The 18,744-nt window shown below is 67.5% G+C and carries 20 protein-coding genes; 12 read left to right on the top strand and 8 right to left on the bottom strand.

What is annotated here, in order from left to right; all coding sequences use genetic code 11:
• Nucleotides 1-59 precede the first annotated feature (59 nt).
• Both VHP37_16745 and VHP37_16740 read left to right on the top strand, forming a co-directional pair.
• On the top strand, nt 60-1,022 hold the full coding sequence (locus tag VHP37_16745; protein ID HEX2828003.1) for a tripartite tricarboxylate transporter substrate-binding protein: 963 nt from the start codon (nt 60-62) through the stop codon (nt 1,020-1,022).
• Nucleotides 1,019-2,107, top strand: a complete 1,089-nt coding sequence (locus VHP37_16740) for a tripartite tricarboxylate transporter substrate binding protein (protein HEX2828002.1) — start codon at nt 1,019-1,021, stop codon at nt 2,105-2,107. The genes VHP37_16745 and VHP37_16740 overlap by 4 nt, the downstream gene beginning before the upstream one ends.
• 6 nt (nt 2,108-2,113) lie before the next feature.
• Here the strand turns inward: VHP37_16740 and VHP37_16735 are convergent, their stop codons facing one another.
• Genes VHP37_16735 through VHP37_16725 form a run of 3 tightly spaced genes read right to left on the bottom strand, consistent with a single transcriptional unit; the run spans nt 2,114 to nt 4,508 of the window.
• A complete protein-coding gene (locus tag VHP37_16735; GenBank protein HEX2828001.1) occupies nt 2,114-2,347 on the bottom strand; it encodes a sulfurtransferase TusA family protein in 234 nt (77 codons plus the stop codon).
• A 37-nt stretch (nt 2,348-2,384) separates the two neighbouring features.
• A complete protein-coding gene (locus tag VHP37_16730; protein ID HEX2828000.1) occupies nt 2,385-2,696 on the bottom strand; it encodes a hypothetical protein in 312 nt (103 codons plus the stop codon).
• Complete coding sequence (locus VHP37_16725) at nt 2,697-4,508, bottom strand: tetratricopeptide repeat protein (protein HEX2827999.1); 1,812 nt, start codon at nt 4,506-4,508, stop codon at nt 2,697-2,699.
• A 162-nt stretch (nt 4,509-4,670) separates the two neighbouring features.
• On the opposite strand from VHP37_16725, the gene VHP37_16720 reads away from it, so the two are divergent.
• The 7 genes from VHP37_16720 to VHP37_16690 all read left to right on the top strand — a co-directional run bounded on the left by VHP37_16720 (nt 4,671) and on the right by VHP37_16690 (nt 11,032).
• On the top strand, nt 4,671-6,359 hold the full coding sequence (locus VHP37_16720; GenBank protein HEX2827998.1) for a thiamine pyrophosphate-binding protein: 1,689 nt from the start codon (nt 4,671-4,673) through the stop codon (nt 6,357-6,359).
• A 154-nt stretch (nt 6,360-6,513) separates the two neighbouring features.
• Nucleotides 6,514-7,434 carry a tripartite tricarboxylate transporter substrate binding protein gene (locus tag VHP37_16715; protein HEX2827997.1) on the top strand — a complete coding sequence of 307 codons (921 nt, stop codon included), beginning with the start codon at nt 6,514-6,516 and terminating at the stop codon, nt 7,432-7,434.
• A 167-nt stretch (nt 7,435-7,601) separates the two neighbouring features.
• Nucleotides 7,602-7,763: a hypothetical protein gene (locus tag VHP37_16710; protein ID HEX2827996.1), complete on the top strand. Its 162-nt coding sequence runs from the start codon at nt 7,602-7,604 to the stop codon at nt 7,761-7,763.
• The gene (locus VHP37_16705; GenBank protein ID HEX2827995.1) at nt 7,763-9,121 is read left to right on the top strand and encodes an acyclic terpene utilization AtuA family protein; all 1,359 of its coding nucleotides are present in this window, start codon (nt 7,763-7,765) and stop codon (nt 9,119-9,121) included. Before VHP37_16710 ends, VHP37_16705 begins: the two co-directional genes overlap by 1 nt.
• A gap of 40 nt (nt 9,122-9,161) precedes the next feature.
• On the top strand, nt 9,162-9,473 hold the full coding sequence (locus tag VHP37_16700) for a DUF4387 domain-containing protein (GenBank protein HEX2827994.1): 312 nt from the start codon (nt 9,162-9,164) through the stop codon (nt 9,471-9,473).
• Nucleotides 9,466-10,704, top strand: coding sequence for an FAD-binding oxidoreductase (locus VHP37_16695; protein HEX2827993.1), 1,239 nt, complete (start codon nt 9,466-9,468; stop codon nt 10,702-10,704). Before VHP37_16700 ends, VHP37_16695 begins: the two co-directional genes overlap by 8 nt.
• A gap of 37 nt (nt 10,705-10,741) precedes the next feature.
• A complete protein-coding gene (locus VHP37_16690) occupies nt 10,742-11,032 on the top strand; it encodes a hypothetical protein (protein HEX2827992.1) in 291 nt (96 codons plus the stop codon).
• A 79-nt stretch (nt 11,033-11,111) separates the two neighbouring features.
• Here the strand turns inward: VHP37_16690 and VHP37_16685 are convergent, their stop codons facing one another.
• From VHP37_16685 to VHP37_16665, 5 genes are all read right to left on the bottom strand, one after another.
• Complete coding sequence (locus VHP37_16685) at nt 11,112-11,417, bottom strand: YciI-like protein (GenBank protein HEX2827991.1); 306 nt, start codon at nt 11,415-11,417, stop codon at nt 11,112-11,114.
• An 8-nt stretch (nt 11,418-11,425) separates the two neighbouring features.
• On the bottom strand, nt 11,426-11,776 hold the full coding sequence (locus VHP37_16680; protein HEX2827990.1) for a GFA family protein: 351 nt from the start codon (nt 11,774-11,776) through the stop codon (nt 11,426-11,428).
• Nucleotides 11,773-12,420, bottom strand: coding sequence for an FMN-binding negative transcriptional regulator (locus tag VHP37_16675; protein ID HEX2827989.1), 648 nt, complete (start codon nt 12,418-12,420; stop codon nt 11,773-11,775). The genes VHP37_16680 and VHP37_16675 overlap by 4 nt, the downstream gene beginning before the upstream one ends.
• Nucleotides 12,421-12,430: 10 nt before the next feature.
• A complete protein-coding gene (locus VHP37_16670) occupies nt 12,431-12,850 on the bottom strand; it encodes an ACT domain-containing protein (GenBank protein HEX2827988.1) in 420 nt (139 codons plus the stop codon).
• A gap of 161 nt (nt 12,851-13,011) precedes the next feature.
• Nucleotides 13,012-13,731 (bottom strand): hypothetical protein, encoded by a 720-nt coding sequence (locus tag VHP37_16665; protein ID HEX2827987.1) that lies wholly within the window; start codon nt 13,729-13,731, stop codon nt 13,012-13,014.
• Nucleotides 13,732-13,893: 162 nt separating this feature from the next.
• On the opposite strand from VHP37_16665, the gene VHP37_16660 reads away from it, so the two are divergent.
• From VHP37_16660 to VHP37_16650, 3 genes are all read left to right on the top strand, one after another.
• Nucleotides 13,894-16,692 (top strand): AsmA family protein, encoded by a 2,799-nt coding sequence (locus VHP37_16660; GenBank protein HEX2827986.1) that lies wholly within the window; start codon nt 13,894-13,896, stop codon nt 16,690-16,692.
• Between the two features lie 119 nt (nt 16,693-16,811).
• On the top strand, nt 16,812-17,297 hold the full coding sequence (locus tag VHP37_16655) for a MarR family transcriptional regulator (GenBank protein HEX2827985.1): 486 nt from the start codon (nt 16,812-16,814) through the stop codon (nt 17,295-17,297).
• Nucleotides 17,294-18,739: an efflux transporter outer membrane subunit gene (locus VHP37_16650; protein HEX2827984.1), complete on the top strand. Its 1,446-nt coding sequence runs from the start codon at nt 17,294-17,296 to the stop codon at nt 18,737-18,739. Before VHP37_16655 ends, VHP37_16650 begins: the two co-directional genes overlap by 4 nt.
• Nucleotides 18,740-18,744 lie beyond the last annotated feature (5 nt).

Below are 18,744 nucleotides of genomic sequence, written 5' to 3'. Positions count from 1 at the left end.
GGCGATTGTAGAATCATCGTCGCGCCCGCACCAAGACGGGCCCCGAGGAGGGCTGGACCGTGATCCATGGTCGGTTGGTCGTGACGTTCATCGCCTGCGCGCTGCCCGCATGCGCGGCGCACGCGCAGTCCTATCCCGCGAAGCCGCTGCGCATGATCGTCGCGAGCTCCGCGGGCAGCAATCCCGACACCGTCGCGCGCGTGCTCGCGCAGGGCATGTCGCAGGTGATGGGACAGCAGGTCCTCGTCGACGACCGCGCCGGAGCCGGCGGCAACATCGGCGCCGAGATCGCGGCGAAAGCGCCGCCCGACGGCTATACGATCTTTCTCTCGCACACCAACCACAGCATCAACGCGGCGCTGTATCGCAAGCTCAACTACGATCTGGCGAACGATTTCCAGCCGCTGACGCTGGTCGCGACGTCGGCGTTCGTGGCGACGGTGCATCCTTCGCTGCCTGTGAAGACGATTCGCGAGCTCATCGCGCTCGCCAGGGCGCGGCCCGGCGACATCAACTTCGGTCATGCGGGGACCGGCAGCGGCACCTATTTCTCCGGCGAGTATTTCAACCGCCTCGCCGACGTGAAGCTGGCGCCGGTGGGCTACGCGGGCGGCGGCCCGGCGCTGACGTCGATCCTCTCGGGAGAGACGTCGGTGTATTTCACGCCGCTCGCGACCGGGCTTTCGAGCATACGCGCAGGCCGCATACGTCCGCTCGGGGTCACCGCGCTCAAGCGCGTGCCCGAGCTGCCCGACGTGCCGCCGATCGCCGAGACGCTGCCGGGTTTCGAAGTGCTGTCATGGGCGGGCTTGATGGTGCCTTTGAGGACGCCGAAGGACATCGCCGCAGCGGTGCACAAGGCCGCGCTCGCGGCGCTCGCGCGGCCCGAAGTGAAGAAGCGCTACGACGACCTCGGCTTCATGGTCGCGCCCGGGCAGCCGGAGGAGATGGCGGCGTACATCCGCCACGAGAGCGAGAAGTACGCGAAGCTCATCAAGGCAGCGGGGATACCTCAGCAATGAAGTCGGTGACTTCAAAATGGATTCCCGCCTTCGCGGGAATGACGACGGTCGCCTTCGCGGGAATGACGACGGTCGCCTTCGCGGGAATGACGACGGTCGCTTCCGCGGGAATGACGACGGTCGCCTTCGCGGGAATGACGATCGGGCTCGCCGCGTCGGTCGCGAGCGCTGCGCAGCAAGCGACCGATTATCCGTCGCGTCCCGTCCGCCTCGTCGTCCCTTTCGTCGCCGGCGGCAGCACCGACATCGTCGCGCGAGTGATCGGGCAGAAGCTCGCGGCCGAATGGGGCAGGCAGGTCGTGGTCGACAATCGCGCGGGCGCGAACGGCGTCATCGGCATGGAGATCGTCGCGCGCGCGGCGCCCGACGGCTACACGCTGGTGCTCGGCTATATCGCCAACCTCGGCACTGCGCAGGCGCTGAATCCCAAGCTTCCGTACGACCCGATCAAGGACTACGCGCCGATCTCGCACATCGTGAGCGCGCCCAGCATCGGCGCGGTGCATCCGGGCGTTCAGGCGAAGAACCTCCAGGAGCTGCTCGCCGTCGCGCGCGCAAAACCCGGTGCGATCTCGTTCGGCACCGCGGCCGTCGGCAGCATGGGCCATCTCACCGGAGAGCTCCTGAACCGCATGGCGAACGTGAAGATGCAGCACGTGCCTTACAAAGGCGGCGGGCAGGCGGTGACCGACGCGGTGTCGGGGCAGATCCCGCTCATCATCATCGGCATGACCGCGGTGACGCCTCACGCCAAGGCGGGGAGGCTGCGGCCGATCTTCACGACCGGTCTCAAGCGCTCGTTCGCGTTTCCCGAGGTGCCGACGATCGCCGAGCAGGGTTTTCCCGGCTTCTCGACCGACGCGTGGTACGGGCTCCTCGCGCCCGCCCGCACGCCTCGCGCGATCGTCGACAAGGTGAATGCCGCGGTGAATCGCGCGCTCGAGCTTCCCGACGTCAGGCAGCGCATGGCGGACGTCGGCTTCGAGATCGTCGGCGGGAGTCCCGGCGATTTCGCGAAGCTCATCCGCGAAGAGATCCCACGCTGGAACAAGGTGGTGAAAGAGGCGGGAATACGAGGGGAATGATCGCGGCTAGGCGCGCTTGCGCATGACCAGCGTCAGCACGCCGTCGGCCTCATCGAGGGAAACGAGCTCGTTGCCGCTCGCGTCGGCGAACACCCTGAAGTCGATCTCGGCGCCGGGATCGGTGGTCCGTATCCGCAGCAGGTCGCCCGGCGCCATCGTCGCCAGCGCTTTTTTCGCCCGCAGCAGCGGAATGGGACAGTTGTAGCCTTTGACGTCGAGCTCGGTGAGTGTGTCCGCCATGGGCGGCTATTGTAGAGGGTGCGTGCCGGCGCACCGCTCAATCGACCGGCTCGACGACCGTCTTCGATGTCACCTTGCCGTCCGCGATCTTCAGCTCGCACGTGTAGGCGTTGAAGATCGGACCGCGAAAGCTCGCGAAATACGTGCCCTCGTTCTTGATGAACCCGTGCCGCACGTCGGGCATGCCGCCGAGCTTTTCCGCCGCGGCGTCCATCGGCGAGCCGATCGCGATCGAATCGCAGAAAGCCGAAGCGGCGGTACGCGCGTGGTCGTCCTGCCAGAACCAGTGCCCGACGTACGCCGCGATGACGAGCGCGATGAAGCCGAAGATCTTGATCGCGCGGCGCATCTATAACGCCGCGAGCACGATCTTCTTCTTGCCGTTGCCCATCCACGCGCGCTGGAAGCGCGCTTCGACCGCCCTGGCTTCGCGCTTCAGTCCTTCCTTCTCGTACGCCTGCGCCAGGCCGTAGAGCGCCCAGGCATTGTTCGGGGTGCGGGCCAGCGCGCCGCCGAAAGCGTCGCGGGCGGCCCTGGGGTCGCCTTTGAGCAGCAGCACCGCGCCGAGCGTCTGGCGGATGGGGTAGTACCAGTACGCCGGCTCCATGTAAGGCAGCTTGTCCTGGAGCGCGATGGCGGCTTCGAGCTCGCGGATCGACGCATCGAGGTCGCCGCCGGCCTGCGCGATCCGCGCGCGCAGCACGTGCGCCGAGATCTTTCCGACCTCTTTCGCGGGGATATTGAGCGGCTCGAACGCCTTGTAATCGTTGGCGGCGTTGATGCGCTCGAGCTCTTCGAGCTCGCGCGCGGCGCCTTTCACGTCGCCGTTCTGCGCGCTGGCGATGCCTCGCGCGTAACGCCACGCAGTCTCGACGAACGGCAGGTCGATCGCCGGACGCGGCAGGCGCATCACCGTGCCCGCTTCGCTGAACTGCGCGTGCGCGAAGTAGGGCGCGGCCTTGATCGGCTGGAGCATCAGCACGTCGCGTGCGGCCTCCGAGGGGATGAGCGCAGCGAGCTTCTCCGCCGCGGCGATGGCGGTATCGCCGTCGCCGCCCATCTGCGCCGACACCATCACGAAGTGCACGTTGTGCGGGTAATAGCCGAGCGGATAGACGCCGGACGGCTTGCGCGCGGCGAGGTACGTTTCGTCGACTTTCACCGCCTTCAGGTTGGTCGCGAGCGAATCGCGATAGCGGCCGACCACGAAATAGATGTGCGCGGGCATGTGCACGAGATGGCCGGCATTGGGCGCGAGCTGGGCGAGCTTGTCGGCATAGCGTTCCGCGCGCCTGGGCCGGTCCGAGGCTTCGACCGCATGGATGTAGAGGTGTATCGCGGCGGTATGGTCGGGATCGGCCTTGAGCACGCGCTCGAGCGTCGGCACGAGGTCCGCGGTGGCCGGTTTCGCGCGTCTGCCGCCGGCTTCCCAGTAATCCCACGGCGCGACGTTCATCAGCGCGTCGGCGTACAGCGTCGCGACCTCGAGATCGTCCGGAAACGCCTTGACCGTATTGCGCATCGCGGCGACGTACGCAGCGTCGAGCTTGGCACGCTCGGCTTTGGGATCGGCCGAATAGCGCTCGGCGAGCGCGCCGATCAGCGCCTGTTCAGCAGCCGATGCGCCCGATGCGAGCTGCTTCGCTTTTTCCAGCGCGGCGAGCGCAGGCGCGTTCGCCTTCGCGTCCATCGGCACGTTGATGTTCGGTCCGAGCGCCCACGCTTCTCCCCAGTAGCACATCGCGCACTGCGGATCGAGCTCCTGCGCCTTTTTGAACGCGCGGATCGCTTCGTCGTGATTGAAACCCCAGCCGAGGCGGTAGCCCTGGTCGAAGTACTGGCGCGCGAGCGCGGAGGACGACGTGATCCTGATCGTGCGGGTGCCCAGCCCCTGCATCAGCGGCGGCTCGGCGCCAGCGGCGCCGCTGCTCACCGCCTGCGCCGCGGCGGGCGCGGCGGGACTGATCTCGGTCTTCTTCGTCGCGGCCTGCGCGAGGCGCACCAGCGGGAAGCCTGCGGCCCCCGGCGAGCGGCAGAACGCGCCGTCCATGGTCGCGAGCTCCGGAACGAAGACGTGGGTCGACTCGGCGAAAGGCACGGCCGCGGCGGCGCACAGCCCGGCGGCGGCGAGAGCGAGCAGCAGCTTTTTACGCGTATGCATGACAGACCTCCCACAGGGCGAGCTGGCAAGTCTACGAAGCGCGTGTATACGCCGAATATCCGCCGCCAGGCAGAGTGTTTCAGCGCGGTTTCAACGGCTGCGGGGTATGGCGGACTTCACAAAGCATAATACAGTCGGGAGACGCCCGACACGGAGATTTGGATGGACCAGTTCAACGGTGCGGAAGCCGCGGTGCGCATGCTCGAGCTCAACGGGGTCACGCACATCTTCGGACTCTGCGGCGATACGAGCCTGCCGTTCTACGACGCGCTCTACCGCGTGGACCACGCCATCACGCACGTGCTCACGCGCGACGAGCGCAGCGCCGCGTACATGGCGGACGGTTACGCCCGCGTGAGCGGACGGCCGGGGGTGTGCGAAGGACCCAGTGGCGGGGGCGCGACCTACCTGCTGCCGGGGCTGGTCGAGGCGAACGAATCGTGCGTGCCGGTGCTCGGCATCACCTCCGACGTGCCGGTGCTGTCACGCGGGCGCTATCCGCTGACCGAGCTCGACCAGGATGCGTTGTATCGGCCGCTGACCAAATGGAACACCGTCGTCGACCGCGCCGAGCAGATCCCGCAGGCGATCCGCAGCGCGTTTCGCGAGATGACGACGGGACGCCCCGGCGCGACGCACATCGGCCTGCCGTTCGACGTCATGAAGCAGAGCGTCGATCCGGGCGACCTGTGGGCGCAGCAGGGCCATCAGCGCTGTCCGGCGTGGCGCACGAGCGCCGATCCCGGCGCCGTCGCGCAGGCCGCGGAAGCGATCGTGCGTGCGAAGTGCCCGGTGTTCGTGTGCGGCGGCGGCGTGATCGCTTCGGGTGCGAGCGACGCGCTGGAGCGCATCGCGACGCTGCTCGACGCGCCGGTGTGCACGACCGTCAGCGGCAAAGGCAGCCTCGCGGAAACGCATCCGCTGTGCGCGGGAGTGGTCGGCGCCAACGGCGGCGTCATCGCGACGCGCGAAGTGGTGCAGCAGGCCGATCTCGTCGTGTTCGTCGGCTGCCGCGCAGGCTCGACCACGACCGAGCACTGGAAGAATCCTTCGCGCGAGATCCCGATCGTGCACATCGACGTCGACGCCTCGGCGATCTCGGCGAACTATCGCACCGCCCACGCACTGGTGGGCGACGCGAAGCTCACGCTCGAGCAATTGCTCGCGCAGCTTCAGGAAGGCACGCGCATCAAAGGCGCCGCCGACGGCAAGGCGATCGTCGCCCGAGCCCGCAAGACCAAATGGGACGCGTTCGAAGCGCTCGCCGCCGCAACCTCGCGGCCGATCAAGCCCGAGCGCGTGCTCGCCGAGCTTGCGCGCGTGCTGCCGCCGGACGCGATCGTGGTCGCCGATCCGGGCACGCCGTGTCCTTATGTCTCGGCGTATTACCCAATGCGGCAGGCCGGGCGATACTTCCTCACCAACCGTGCGCATGGCGCGCTCGGCTATTCGATGGCCGCGGCCACCGGCGCGTGGTTCGCGAAACCTGCGAGCAAATGCGTCTCGCTCATGGGCGACGGCAGCTTCGGCTTCGCCGTGGGCGAGCTCGAAACCGTGGTGCGTCACAAGGTGCCCTTGCTCATGGTCGTGTTCTCGAACTCGGCCTACGGCTGGATCAAGGCGAGCCAGCGCGCGAGTTACGGCCAGCGCTATTTCTCGGTCGATTTCGACCGCACCGACCACGCGCTGATCGCCAGCGGCTATGGTGTGAAGTCGTGGAAGGTCGAGGATCCTGCGCAGCTTGGTTCGGTTCTGCGCCAGGCTGCCGAGCACGACGGTCCCGCGCTCGTCGACGTGATCGCGCAGTCGCTGGAGGAGGCGGCCGCGCCGGTTTTGCAGTGGATGGGATGATGGATGGAGAGGTGACGGATGAAACGGTGACGGGTAAGGCGGTGACGGATAAAGCGGTGACGAAAAGCGGTGACATGAAACGGTGACGTAAACACTGATACGAGGAGCTGCTATGCGATGGATCGCGGTCTGCTTCTGCTTGTGTGTTTCGTTGGTGGCCATTGCCGCGGAGGATTTCCCCGCGCGGCCGGTGCGCATGCTGGTGCCTTACCCGCCGGGCGGCGGGCTCGATCTTCCGGGACGCGCGGTCGGCGAGAAGTTCGCGCAGCAGACCGGCAAGCAGCTCGTGCTCGACAACCGCGGCGGCGCGGGCGGACTCATCGCGGGCGAGATCGTTGCGAACGCCGCGCCCGACGGTTACACGCTCCTCCTCGGCAGCAACGGCCAGATCTCGATCGCGCCGGCGCTGTACCACAAGATGCCTTACAACCCGGCGAAGGACCTCGTGCCGGTCACGCACTTCGTCGACACGCCGATGTTCCTGTTCGCCAACGTCGGCTTTCCCGCGAAGACCGTGAAGGAAGTGATCGAGCGCGCCAAGGCGCAGCCCGGCAAGGTCGGCATCGCGCTGTCGGGTGTGGGCGGGGTGTCGCATCTGACGATGGAGCTCTTCCGCCAGCGCGCGGGCATCAATCTCCTCGGCGTGCCTTACAAAGGCGCGGGCGCCGCGATGACCGATGTCGCGTCGGGCGACGTGCCGATGATCTTCACGACCGCGTCGTCGGGCAAGCCACTGCTCGACAGCAACCGCATCCGCCCCATCGCCGTCGCCTCGAAGAAGCGCACGCAGGCGCTGCCCAACGTGCCGACCTTCGAAGAGCTCGGGCTCACCGGAATGGATGCGCCGCTGTGGATCGGCATGGTCGCGCCGAGAGGCACGCCGCAACCGGTCATCGCCAGGCTGCACTCCGAATTCTCCAAGGCGCTCGCGAGCAAGGACGTGCAGGACCGGCTCGCGTCGGCGAGCGCGGAGATCGTCGCCAGCGGCCCGAAGGAATTCGGCGAGATGATCCGCCGGGATACCGAGCGCTGGGCGACGGTGGTGAAGACGGCGAATATCAAGATCGAGCAGTGAAACGGGTGATCAACCGATCGTCATCCCCCGCGCAGGCGGGGAACCATTTTGACGCGATCGTCGGAAAACGGATCCTGGCTTTCGCCAGGACGACGCTACGCGTCGCATGGATTCCCGATAGCCCCCGCTGCCGCGGGTCGGGAATGACGGCCAACCAGGGAGGAGCGGTGAATTCCAGAAAAGCGACTGGCAGGAAGACGGTCTACGGCGCTCGCCTCGGCATTTCGATCTTCGACGTGACGACGTTCGTGCGCTGGTTCCACTCGGGGCTGGAGCCGCGCGACTACGGCCATCCGGGCTCGTCGACGCCGGTGTGGCGGGAGCGATGATGGAGGAGATCGTCGGCCTCGCGCCCTCGGGCTCGATGGGGAGCGGTTACAACCTCGACGCGTTCAAACGCGGGATGTCGCTCGACCCCCACTTCATCGGACAGGACGCGGGCTCCACCGACATGGGGCCGTACTACCACGGCACCGGCGCGACGTTCCTGCCGCTCGCGACCTATCGCCACGACCTGTCGATCATGCTGCGCGCGGCGCGCGCCAAGCGCATTCCGCTGATCGTCGGCTCGGCGCTGACGAGCGGAGCGAACGTCTCGCTCGCGCAATGCGTGCAGATCGTGCGCGAGATCGCGCGTGAGGACGGCCTGTCCTTCCGGATGGCAGTGATCAGCGCCGAGATCGACAAGGCCGAGCTGAAGCGGCGCAACGCGCAGGAGGCTTTCGAAAGCCTCGGCCCCGAGCCGCTGACGAACGAGGTGATCGACCGCTGCGGGCCGATCGTCGCGCAGATGGGCGTCGAGCCTTTCATGAAAGCGCTGGATGCCGGCGCGGACGTCATCGTCGCCGGGCGCGCGTGCGACGACGTCATCTTCGCCGCGCTGCCGATGCTGAAAGGCTACGACGCGGGGCTTTCGCTCCACTGCGGCAAGATCCTCGAGTGTGCGGGCCTGTCGGCGGTGCCGACCGATCTCGCCGAGCCGCTGATCGGGCGCGTGCGCCGCGATCACTTCGAAGTGGAGCCGTGCCACCCCGATCACCGCTGCACGACGGTATCGGTTGCGGGGCACTCGCTGTACGAGCGCGGCGATCCGTGCCTCCAGCCCGGCCCCGGCGGCATGAACGATCTCACCCACGCGCAATTCGTGCAGCTCGACGAGCGGCGCGTGAAAGTGACCGGCAGCCGCTTCATCCCGGACGCGCGCTACCGCGTGAAGCTCGAAGGCGCCGAGCACCTGGGTTACAGGAGCGTCGTGCTCGTGGGCATCCGCGATCCCTACATGATCGCCGCGCTCGATCTGCTCTTCGCCGACGTGCGCGAGCGCGCCGAAGCGCGCTTCGGCCTCACGGCCAAAGGCGTGCAGCTCAACTTCAGCGTGTACGGCAAGAACGCGGTGATGGGCAAGCTGGAGCCCGTGACCGACGCGCACCCGCACGAAGTCGGGATGCTGATCGACGCGGTCGCGCCCGAGCAGGAGCTGGCGACCGGGGTCGCGATGTTCGTGCGCGGCACGCTCCAGCATGCGAGCTATCCGGGCATCCGCAACACCGCGGGCAACATGGCCTATCCGTTCTCGCCGTTCGGCGTGCCGCTCGGGCCCGCGTACCGCTTCGCGGTGTATCACCTCATGCCGCTCGAAGAGCCGTGCGAAGTCTTCCCGATGACGATCGAGGAGGTCAGGAACTGATGGCGACGCTCCTCGACCTCGCTCAGTCAAGGAGTGCGTGATGGCCACACTCCTTGACTTGGCTAAAGTGATCCGCAGCAAGAACGCCGGCCCTTTCGAAGTGACCTTCGACGTGATGTTCGACGATCCGGAGCAATACGAGCGCGTGAAGCGCTCGGGTGCGATCAACGCCGCGCGCATCGCCGAGATCTACCGCGTGCGCGCCGACGACGTGCTCGTCTGCCGGCCTTACGATCCGGCGGTCGCGTTCAAGATCACGATCCGCAGGCCCGTGGGTTCCGGCGACATTCAGGACCGCGACGTCTACGGGTGCCAGCAGCATGTGCCTTTGATGAGTATAGAGATTGAATAAACAGGACATCACCATCATCGGCGCCGGCATCGTCGGCGTCGCCACCGCGATCTACCTCCAGCGCGACGGTCACCGCGTGACCGTCGTCGACAAGGGCGAGCCGGGCAAGGGCACGTCGTTCGGCAACGCCGGGTCGATCGCGCCGAGCTCGATCATTCCGTTCGCGCTGCCGGGCACGCTGAAGAACGTGCCGAAGTGGATCACCGATCCGCTGGGGCCGCTGACGCTGTCGTGGCGGCAGCTGCCTTCGCTGCTGCCGTGGTTCCTGCACTTTCGCAGCGCGTGCACGCGCGAGCGTGCGTCTCAAGGCGCGCAAGCGCTGCGCTCGATCAACGGTCCTTCGCTGGAGAATTACACCGAGCTCCTCGCGTCCGCCGGCGCGCCGGACCTGCTGCGCCACGACGGCATGCTTCACGTCTATCGGACCGAAAAGGGATTCGCCGGCAGCGCGTTCGCCAGAGAGCTCCGCGCCGAGCACGCCGGCGAAGTCGAGATCGTCGACGCCGCGCGCATACACGACATCGAGCCTTCGCTCGCCGAGGACTACCGCTACGGCTTCTTCCTGCGCGACAACGGCCACGTGCGCAGCCCGTGGCGCGTCGTCGACGTGCTCGCGAAGCATTTCGTCGCGAACGGCGGGACGCTCGTGCAGGCGGCGGTCGAACGGATCGAGGTAGCGGCGGGCCGCGCGACCGTGAAGACGAGCAACGGCGACATCGACGGCGATGCCGCCGTCGTGGCGGCCGGCGCCGCGTCGCCGCGCCTCGTGCGCGGCCTCGGCGTCACCGTGCCGGTCGCGCCCGAGCGCGGCTATCACATCGAGCTCCCCGACCCGAAGGTGAACCTGCGGGTGCCGGTCACCGATGCCGACGGCAAGTTCGTCGCAGCGCCGATGGAAGGCGGCATCCGTCTCGCGGGAACGTCGGAGTTCAGGCGCATGGATGCACCGCCGAACTGGGGCCGCGCGGAAGCGCTCGCGAAGCTCGCGCCGAGGCTGCTGCCCGGTATCAACGTCGAAGGCTACCGCCAATGGATGGGCACGCGTCCGTCGACGCCCGATTCGCTGCCGGTGGTCGGGCGCGCCCCGCTTGCGGCAGGTATCTTTCTGGCATACGGTCATGGGCACTTCGGACTGATGGCCGCGCCCGCGACGGGCCAGGTGATCAGCGATCTCGTCGCCGGTAGAACGCCCCGCCTCGACATTGCACCCTTCAGTCCGGACCGCTTCTAGGACCGGTGCGGGGCCTCACCCTTCGATGGAGGCATGCATGAGCGAAAGAGACGACTACGTCGCCCGGATGAACTCCCAGCTCGACGCGTGGAACAAACAGTTCCAGGACTGGCAGGAGAAAGCCAAGCAGGCGCAGGCGGGGCAGAAGGCCGAATACGAAAGACAGCTCGATCTGTTCAGACAGCGGCGCGACGACGCGATGGAGCAGCTGCGCAAGGTACAGAACGCCTCGGGCGACGCGTGGCTGGAGATGATGAAGGGCGCCGATCAGGCGTGGAACAGCATGCGCGAGGCGTACGAGAGGGCGAGCGAGCGGTTCTATAAGTGACGGCACCGACAGGCGCCGTCATCCCGGACGCGTCCGCGGTAGCGGCCGCGATCCGGGATCCATTTTAACCTTCAAGGACTCAAGTTTCCGGCCGCACCGGCGTCGCCGCCGCATCCCCCACCACCGTCGCCCATTCCCGCACGCGCCAGCGGCTGACGAGGCCGTTGCGAACGTAGGGATCGGCCTTCACGAACGCTTCGGCTGCCGCAGGCGTATCGCCCCTGAAGTGAAAGACCGCGCCGTCCGCGGGATTGGCGAGCGCGCCCGCCAGCACGAGATGTCCTTCCGACTGGAACTTCCACGCGAGCGCGAGATGCTCGGCGCGAAACGCGCCCCGGCGCTCGAGATAATCGGGTGCGACGTCGTAGAAGAGCAGGTAGTCCATGGTTTTCCTCAATCCAGTCGGCTGCCGTAGATCGGCTTCCTCGGTATGTCCGAGTGGTCCACGCCTTCGAGGCAGCGCACGTTCACGCCCCAGACGTCCTCGACCGTGCGCGGCCGCCTGAACGGCAGGATGCCGCACGTGGGACAGAAATAGTCCTTCGCGACGCGCGTGTGCCACTCGTACACCTCGAGGCCTTCCCACGGCGTCAGGAGGCGCAGGGCGTCGGGCGGCACGCGATGGATGAGCGCGCCGCGGCGATGGCAGATCGAGCAGTCGCAGACGCGCACGTGATCGAGGTCGGCGTCGACTTCGAAGCGCACCGCGCCGCAATGGCACGAGCCCTGGTAGGTCTGCTTCACGGGTCTTTACCTCCCGCGTGGCGCTCGACGAGCGCCGCCATCGCTGCGGCGGCTTCGTCGCCGCGCGCATAGAGGCCCGCGATCGTGCCGAGCTTGTCCCCGGTCGCCCTGTTCTGACTGGTCTTCCACTTGCCCGCGATCCTCGCGATCGGGATCTCGATGCCGACGATCGCTTTCAGCATGGTGTCGACGTAATCGGCGGGCGCGTCGCTGACGCGCCACGGTGTCTCGCGTCCGGCTTCGTTCGTATCGGTGAGCCTGGTGACGAGCCCGAGCAGCCAGTCCCGGTCTTCGATCGCGCGCGGCATGCCGTAGGCGTGGACGACCGCGTAGTTCCACGTCGGCACGACCTTGCCGTGAGCCGCCTTGCTCGCATACCACGACGGCGTGATGTAGGCGTGCGGGCCCTGGAAGATCACGACCGATTCGGCATCCTTCGAAAACGAGCGCCAGATCGGATTGGCGCGTGCGACGTGGCCGATGAGCGTGCCGTGCTCTCCGCGGGTCGGGTCGAGCAGCAAGGGAATGTGGTTGACCTCGAGCCCGGTGTCGGTCTGGGTGACCCACGCGCCCAGCGGATGCGACCGCACGAGCGCGTGGAGCACGGCGATGTCTTTTTCTTCGAAATGCTTCGGTATGTACACGATAGAGCGACTATCCTTTCAATGCTTCGGCGGCCTTGCTCGCGTCATCGGCCGTATCCAGCGCGAGATACGCGACGAACTGATTGCCGATCACCGACGCCGACAGCCCGCGCAGGTTGATGCCGGCGCTCGCGAGCGCGCGCGTGATCTCCGCGCCGATCCCGGGCTTGTCGGCCCCCGAGAGCCGCAGCGACTGCACGCGCTGCGTCACGTTGAATCCCGCCTGCGTGGCGGCGCGGACTTCGCGGTCGCCCTGCAGCGGGGTCACGAACACCACGCCGGTCCCCGGATTCTCCGGCGCCCGGCGCGCGATGACGAACTGCACGTTCGCGCCCGCTTCGGCCAATGTCGTCAGCACGTTCGCAAGCGCACCCGGCGTGTCCTTGATCGACGCCGCCCAGACCTCTGCACGTTCCACGGTCAGATTCATGTCAGCCTCCGTACGCTAGGCGCTGCGTCGGCCGAGCCCGCGAAATGTCGGTGGTCGACGCAGGCTGTAGCCAGCTTACGCCCGCGCGACCCGTCGTCACAACCGCAACAGACGCTGCGCGTTGCCGCCGAGGATGAGGTCGCGCTGCGCCGCGCCTTGCGTTATTTCGGAATCCCTGCGAAAAGCTCGCGCACCTCTTTGCGTTCGTTCACGACGTCGGCGATCTCGCCGTGGGTGGTGAAAAGCCAGCGCGGCGTCACGCGCTCGAATTCGTCTCGCATCCAGCGCTTCAGCGCGCGCCAGTCCTTCACCATGACGAGGCGCGGTCCCACCTGGTTCCACTTCAGCCCCGGCGCGCTGGCGGTCATCCTGAAGAGCAGGTTGAAGATCGGGTTGCGCGGCATGCGCCGGATGTTGAGGACGATATCGGTGAAGTACCACGCGCGGCCGCGCGCGGTGTCGAAGCGCGCGAGCACCTCGCCGGTGCGGTAGTACGGCATGTCGACGAGCTCGAGGCGCGGGCCTGCAAGCGCCGCGGCTTTTGCGAGCGGCTCGACCGCTGCGATGCCGGTCTTGGCGCGCACCCGGCCGAGCGCCTGCTCGGGCGCGAAGATCGCCGCGTTCGGAAACCGCGCTTTCCACTCCGGGATGCCCATGTGGTGAAACGCGTTGGTCGCGACCAGCGCGCGGACTTCGCCGTATCGCGCGAGGTCGTCGAAAGCGCTCTGCGGCGCGCGGTACGGCGGGCTGAGGACGAAGAGACCTTCCGCTCCGCGGACCGCGAGCGAGGTCACGCGGCCGGGGCCGAACGCGTCGCGGTACGTGAGCACCGGCGTCTCGGCGTCGAAGGCGGTCCACAGGCCGCGGCGGGATTCGCTCATCTCGTCATTCGGTTTTTGTTTTCGTCCGCATCATAGCCGACTGTCGCCGATCCGCGACGGGAACCGGGCCGGTCGTTTGCTCGGGGTAGAGGTGTCTACACACGATGGCGCCCGCTCATGTTCGGTCAGCATAAACAGCGCTCACTCAAACGCTTGCCTCGGATGAGAAAAATTGCGATTTCCGCCGCGGTTGTCGTCGCGTTCCTGGGTATCGGGGTGTGGGTGCTCTCGCGCGAGGAGACGCTCAACTGGGCGGCCGAGCACGTCGCTGCGAAAACCGGCGGCCGTCTCCAGTATGCCGATCTGCGCGGGTCGCTGCTGCGCTCGATCGACGTGCGCGAGCTGCGCTACGAGGACAAGTTCGGCAGGATCGCGATCGACGACGCGCACATGACGTGGCGCCCGATCCGGCTGCTGATCGGGCAGGTCGCGGTCGGCGCGATGAGCGCGAAATCGGTACGCCTCGAGCTCGCGAAATCGGACGAGGAGAAAAAGCCGCCAGAAACCTTGCGTGCGCCCATGTCTTTCGCGATCACCGATGTCCGGATCGGCACCCTCAGCGTGACGAACGAAGCCGGCACGCACGAAGTACGCGACCTCACCGCCGCGTTCTCGGGCAACCGCAAAGAGCTGCACGGCGAGGTGAAGTCGCTCTCGACGCAGTACGGCAAGGTCAAAGGGGCGCTCAAGATCGGCGCCGACGCGCCTTTCCCGCTCGACGGCAAGGTCGAGCTCGCGTCGCTGGAGGAAGGCGTTTACAACGCCACGACGAAGCTCGAAGGCTCGCTGATGAACGCGGTGGCGAACCTCGAAGCCAGGGCGCGCGAAGCGACCGCGTCGATGAAGCTCGCGGTGGCGCCGTACGACGCCCAGCCGCTGACCGAGCTTCAGTTCACCGCGAAGGATTTCGATCCGAGCGCATGGAGCAAAGGCGCGCCGACGGCGGCGCTCAGCGGCGAAGGTCACATCGTCACCGATGGCGAGCGCAGGCTCTCCGGCCCGATCGTGCTGACCAACGGCAAGCCCGGCACCGTCGACGCGAAGAAGCTGCCGTTCGCACGCTTCTCCACCGCGCTTGCCGGCGTACCGGACGATCTCGCGCTCAACGACGTCAGGCTCGACCTCGGCAACGCCGGCCAGTTCGCGGGTGCGGGCGCCGTGAAAGACGGCCAGGGCGAGGTGAAGCTCGTCACCCGCAACTTCAACGTGGGCGGCCTGCAGACCGGGCTGCACGCCACGCATCTGGGCGGACAGCTCGCGCTTCAAGGCGACACCGACACCCAGCGCGTCAAGCTCGCGCTCGGTCAGCAGGGCTACCAGGTGCGCGTCGCGGCCGCGCTGCACGACCGCGTCGTGCAGATCGACGAAGCCTACACGCGCGCCGGCAAGGCGGAGGTCACGACGCGGGGCCGCGTCGCGCTCAACGCCCGCAAGGATTTCGCGATCAGCGGGCGCCTCGCGAACTTCGACCCGTCGCAGTTCGGCAAGTACGAGAAGGCGCAGATCAACAGCCGCTTCGAGTTCAAGGGCCGGATCGAACCGGTGATCCAGCTCGCCGCGAACGTGAACGTGACCGACAGCCGTCTCTTCGGCCTGCCGGCGACCGCGACCGGGACGATGCGCACCCAGCGCACCGACCATCCGGAAGTCGCGATGGGCGTGCAGCTACGCGTGGGCAACACGCGCGCGACCGCCAAAGGCACGGTCAAGGACCCGGCGCGCATGGAGGCGATGGATCTCGCGCTCACGATCGCGGGCGGCAGCCTCGACGAGCTCTACAAGATCGTCGGCGTGCCGCTGCCGCCGACGCCGCCGTACAAGCTCGACGGACATCTCGTGCAGAACGGGCAGGTGTGGGAGCTGCGCAAGTTCACCGGCGCGGTCGGCGACAGCGATCTCTCGGGCGACTTCCTGCTCGATCGCAACCGCGCGCCGCAGTTCATGAAGGCGGATCTCACGTCGAAGCGCCTCGACCTCGCCGACCTCGCGGGCTTCGTCGGCGCCGAGAAGACGGCACCCGGCAAGGTCGCGACACCGCAGACCACGCGCGTCCTGCCCGACACGCCGTACGACCTCGCCAAGCTCAAATCCGCGGACGCCGACGTGCGCTTCGAAGGCAAGCGCGTCATCACCGAGAAGCTGCCGATCGACGACATGAGCGCGCACCTGATCCTCAGGAACGGTGTGCTCACGCTGGCGCCGCTCAACTTCGGCGTCGCGGGCGGCAAGCTGGTGTCGGACATCACCCTCGACGGCAGCAAACAGGTGATCGCCTCGCGCGCCGACGTGCGCGTCCAGCAGCTCCAGCTCGGCAAGCTCCTGCCTCAGCTCAAGATCTCCAAGGCGAGCGTGGGCGAGCTGGACGGCCGCGTGAAGCTCGCCGCGCACGGCAACTCGATCGCCGCGATGCTCGGCAGCGCCAGCGGCGACACCGCGCTCGTGGTCGGCGAAGGCGAGGTGAGCGACCTCATCCTGCGGCTGTCGAACCTCGACGTCGCCAACACCCTGCTCGTGCTCATGCGCGGCGACAAGAACATCCCGATCCGCTGCATGGTCGCGGACCTGTCGTGGGACAACGGCGTGGTGCAGCCCCGCACCTTCGTCTTCGACACCCGGCACACCACGCTGGTCGGGCAGGGTAAGGCGAACTTCAAGGACGAGACGCTCGACATGCGCCTGGTCGCCAAGCCCAAGGGCAAGAGCCTCGTCTCGCTGCGCGGTCCGATCAACGTGCGCGGCACGTTCGCGAACCCGTCCGTGATGCCCGACATCCCGCAGCTCGGCGCGCGCACGCTCGCGGCGGCCGCGCTCGGCGTCATCGCGCCGCCGCTCGCGGTGCTGCCGTTCGTCCAGCTCGGCGGCCAGAGCGACGTGCAGTGCGGCCCGCTGGTCCAGCACGCGCAGGCGCAGATCCGCTCGCCGGTGCAGCCGCCGCAGCAGGTGGCAACCGCGAAGCGTTAGAGATCAGCGACTTTAAATCGGGGTCAGACCCGATTTAAAGTCTGCTGAGGCAATTGCAGCCTTGACAATAGTTGCCTAGGCAATTATCGTCCGGTCCTCGCGATCGAATGAGACCTGCCATGGCCGCTATCTACGACCCCCAGACCTACGACCTGCGCAACAGCGTTCCGTACCTGATGGCGCGCACGCGCGCGGCGATGGTGGCGGAAGTCGACACCGCGCTGGCGCCGTTCGGCATGAAGGCCGCGGACTACTTCGTGCTCCTCGCGCTCGCCAACGACATCTCCGACACCGCGTCGGGCATGTGCTCGTTCATCGATCACGACCCGGGCGCGATGACCCGCAAGATCGACAGCCTCGAGAAGAAGAACCTGGTGCGTCGCGTGCGCGATCCCGCGGACCGGCGGGCGTTCAAGCTCGAGCTCACGCCCGAAGGCAAGGCCGTCTATCCGAAAGTCGTCGCCGCGTCGGTCGGCGTGGTGAACCGCTTCCTCGCTGGTTTCAGCAAGACCGAGGTGCGGCAGATGGAGGACATGCTCAAGCGCATGCTGGGCAACGCGGGCTGCGTGATGGCGGAAGCCGCGAAGAAAGAGGCGAAGCGATGAAGAAGGCGTTGCTGACCGTGGCGCTGTCCGCCTTCCTCGCGAGCTGCGCCGGCACCGGCGGGTTGAAACCGCAGGCGAGCGGCACGCCGCCGGATACGCTCGAAGCGAGCCGCTCGTTCGAGGGCATAGCGCTCGCCGACGCGGCGTGGCCGAGCGCCGACTGGTGGACGCGTTTCAACGATCCGCAGCTCGACGCGCTCGTCGACGAAGCACTGAAAGGCAGCCCGACGCTGCGCGCGGCCGATGCGCGCGTGCGCAAAGCGCTCGCGGCCGCGGGAATCGCGAACGCGGCGCGCCTGCCGCAGATGACCGGCAACGCGAGCGTCACCCGCGAGCGCCTGCCGGAGAAAGGCCTGTTCCCGCCGCCTCTGGGGGGCTCGTGGATCACGCAGGGCGATCTCTCGACGAACCTGTCCTACGACCTCGACCTGTGGGGACGCAACCGCTCGGCGTACGAGAGCGCGCTGGACGAAGCGCACGCGTCCTCCGTCGATCGTTACGCTGCGCAGCTCTTCCTGTCGACGTCCATCGTACGCGCTTACGTGCAGCTCCAGCGTGCGTACGACCAGCTCGACGTGGCGCAGGCGCTCGTCGCCGACCGCGAGCGCGTGCGCGCGCTGACCGAGCAGCGCACCGCCAACGGCATCGACTCCCGTGTGGAGCTGCGCCAGGCCGAAGCCGCGCTGCCCGAAGCGCGCGAGCGCGTGATCCGGCTCGAAGAGACGATTGCGCTCACGCGCAACCAGATCGCCGCGCTGCTCGGCGCCGGTCCCGATCGTGGATTGCAGATCGAGCGTCCGCGCATGCGATCGATCGGCGCGCTCGCGCTGCCGTCGGCGCTGCCGGCCGATCTCATCGGCCGCCGTCCCGACGTCGTCGCGTCGCGCTGGCGCGTCGAAGCCGCGCGCAAGGACATCGCGGTCGCCAAGGCGGAGTTCTATCCGAACGTCAACGTGGTCGCGTTCCTCGGGTTGCAGGCGATCGGGCTCGGAAACCTGCTGCACGCCGGCAGCACGATGGCGGGCGTCACGCCTGCGTTGAGGCTGCCGATCTTCGAAGGCGGACGGCTGCGCGCCAACCTCGCGGGCAGGAACGCCGATTACGACGCGGCGGTCGAGCGCTACAACCAGAGCCTCGCGGATGCGCTGCGCGAAGTGGTCGACCAGCTCGCCTCGATGAAGTCTGTCGACGCTCAGCGCCGCGAAGCGAACCAAGGTCTGAAGACCGCGCAGGGCGCTTACGACCTCGCGCTGCTTCGCTACAAGGAAGGGCTCGGCAACTACCTCCAGGTGCTGAACGCCGAATCGCAGGTGCTGGGGCAGAAGAGCCTGCAGGCCGATCTCGACGCGCGCGAGCTCGACATCGCGGTCAACCTCACGCGCGCGCTCGGCGGCGGTTATCAGGACAAGGACAACGCGCCGATCGTCGGCGCTCTGAAGTGATGGGT

It is taken from the genome of Burkholderiales bacterium, from assembly GCA_036262035.1.
Lineage (GTDB): Bacteria > Pseudomonadota > Gammaproteobacteria > Burkholderiales > SG8-41 > JAQGMV01.
Note: the sequence above shows the minus strand (reverse complement) of the source record. Positions and strands in the feature narration are given on the sequence as shown.

Coding starts and splice junctions, on each gene's coding strand:
- VHP37_16740 (HEX2828002.1), top strand. CDS start 1,019: ATGAAGTCGGTGACTTCAAAATGGATTCCCGCCTTCGCGGGAATGACG.
- VHP37_16735 (HEX2828001.1), bottom strand. CDS start 2,347: ATGGCGGACACACTCACCGAGCTCGACGTCAAAGGCTACAACTGTCCC.
- VHP37_16730 (HEX2828000.1), bottom strand. CDS start 2,696: ATGCGCCGCGCGATCAAGATCTTCGGCTTCATCGCGCTCGTCATCGCG.
- VHP37_16725 (HEX2827999.1), bottom strand. CDS start 4,508: ATGCATACGCGTAAAAAGCTGCTGCTCGCTCTCGCCGCCGCCGGGCTG.
- VHP37_16720 (HEX2827998.1), top strand. CDS start 4,671: ATGGACCAGTTCAACGGTGCGGAAGCCGCGGTGCGCATGCTCGAGCTC.
- VHP37_16705 (HEX2827995.1), top strand. CDS start 7,763: ATGGAGGAGATCGTCGGCCTCGCGCCCTCGGGCTCGATGGGGAGCGGT.
- VHP37_16700 (HEX2827994.1), top strand. CDS start 9,162: ATGGCCACACTCCTTGACTTGGCTAAAGTGATCCGCAGCAAGAACGCC.
- VHP37_16690 (HEX2827992.1), top strand. CDS start 10,742: ATGAGCGAAAGAGACGACTACGTCGCCCGGATGAACTCCCAGCTCGAC.
- VHP37_16685 (HEX2827991.1), bottom strand. CDS start 11,417: ATGGACTACCTGCTCTTCTACGACGTCGCACCCGATTATCTCGAGCGC.
- VHP37_16670 (HEX2827988.1), bottom strand. CDS start 12,850: ATGAATCTGACCGTGGAACGTGCAGAGGTCTGGGCGGCGTCGATCAAG.
- VHP37_16665 (HEX2827987.1), bottom strand. CDS start 13,731: ATGAGCGAATCCCGCCGCGGCCTGTGGACCGCCTTCGACGCCGAGACG.
- VHP37_16660 (HEX2827986.1), top strand. CDS start 13,894: ATGAGAAAAATTGCGATTTCCGCCGCGGTTGTCGTCGCGTTCCTGGGT.
- VHP37_16655 (HEX2827985.1), top strand. CDS start 16,812: ATGGCCGCTATCTACGACCCCCAGACCTACGACCTGCGCAACAGCGTT.
- VHP37_16650 (HEX2827984.1), top strand. CDS start 17,294: ATGAAGAAGGCGTTGCTGACCGTGGCGCTGTCCGCCTTCCTCGCGAGC.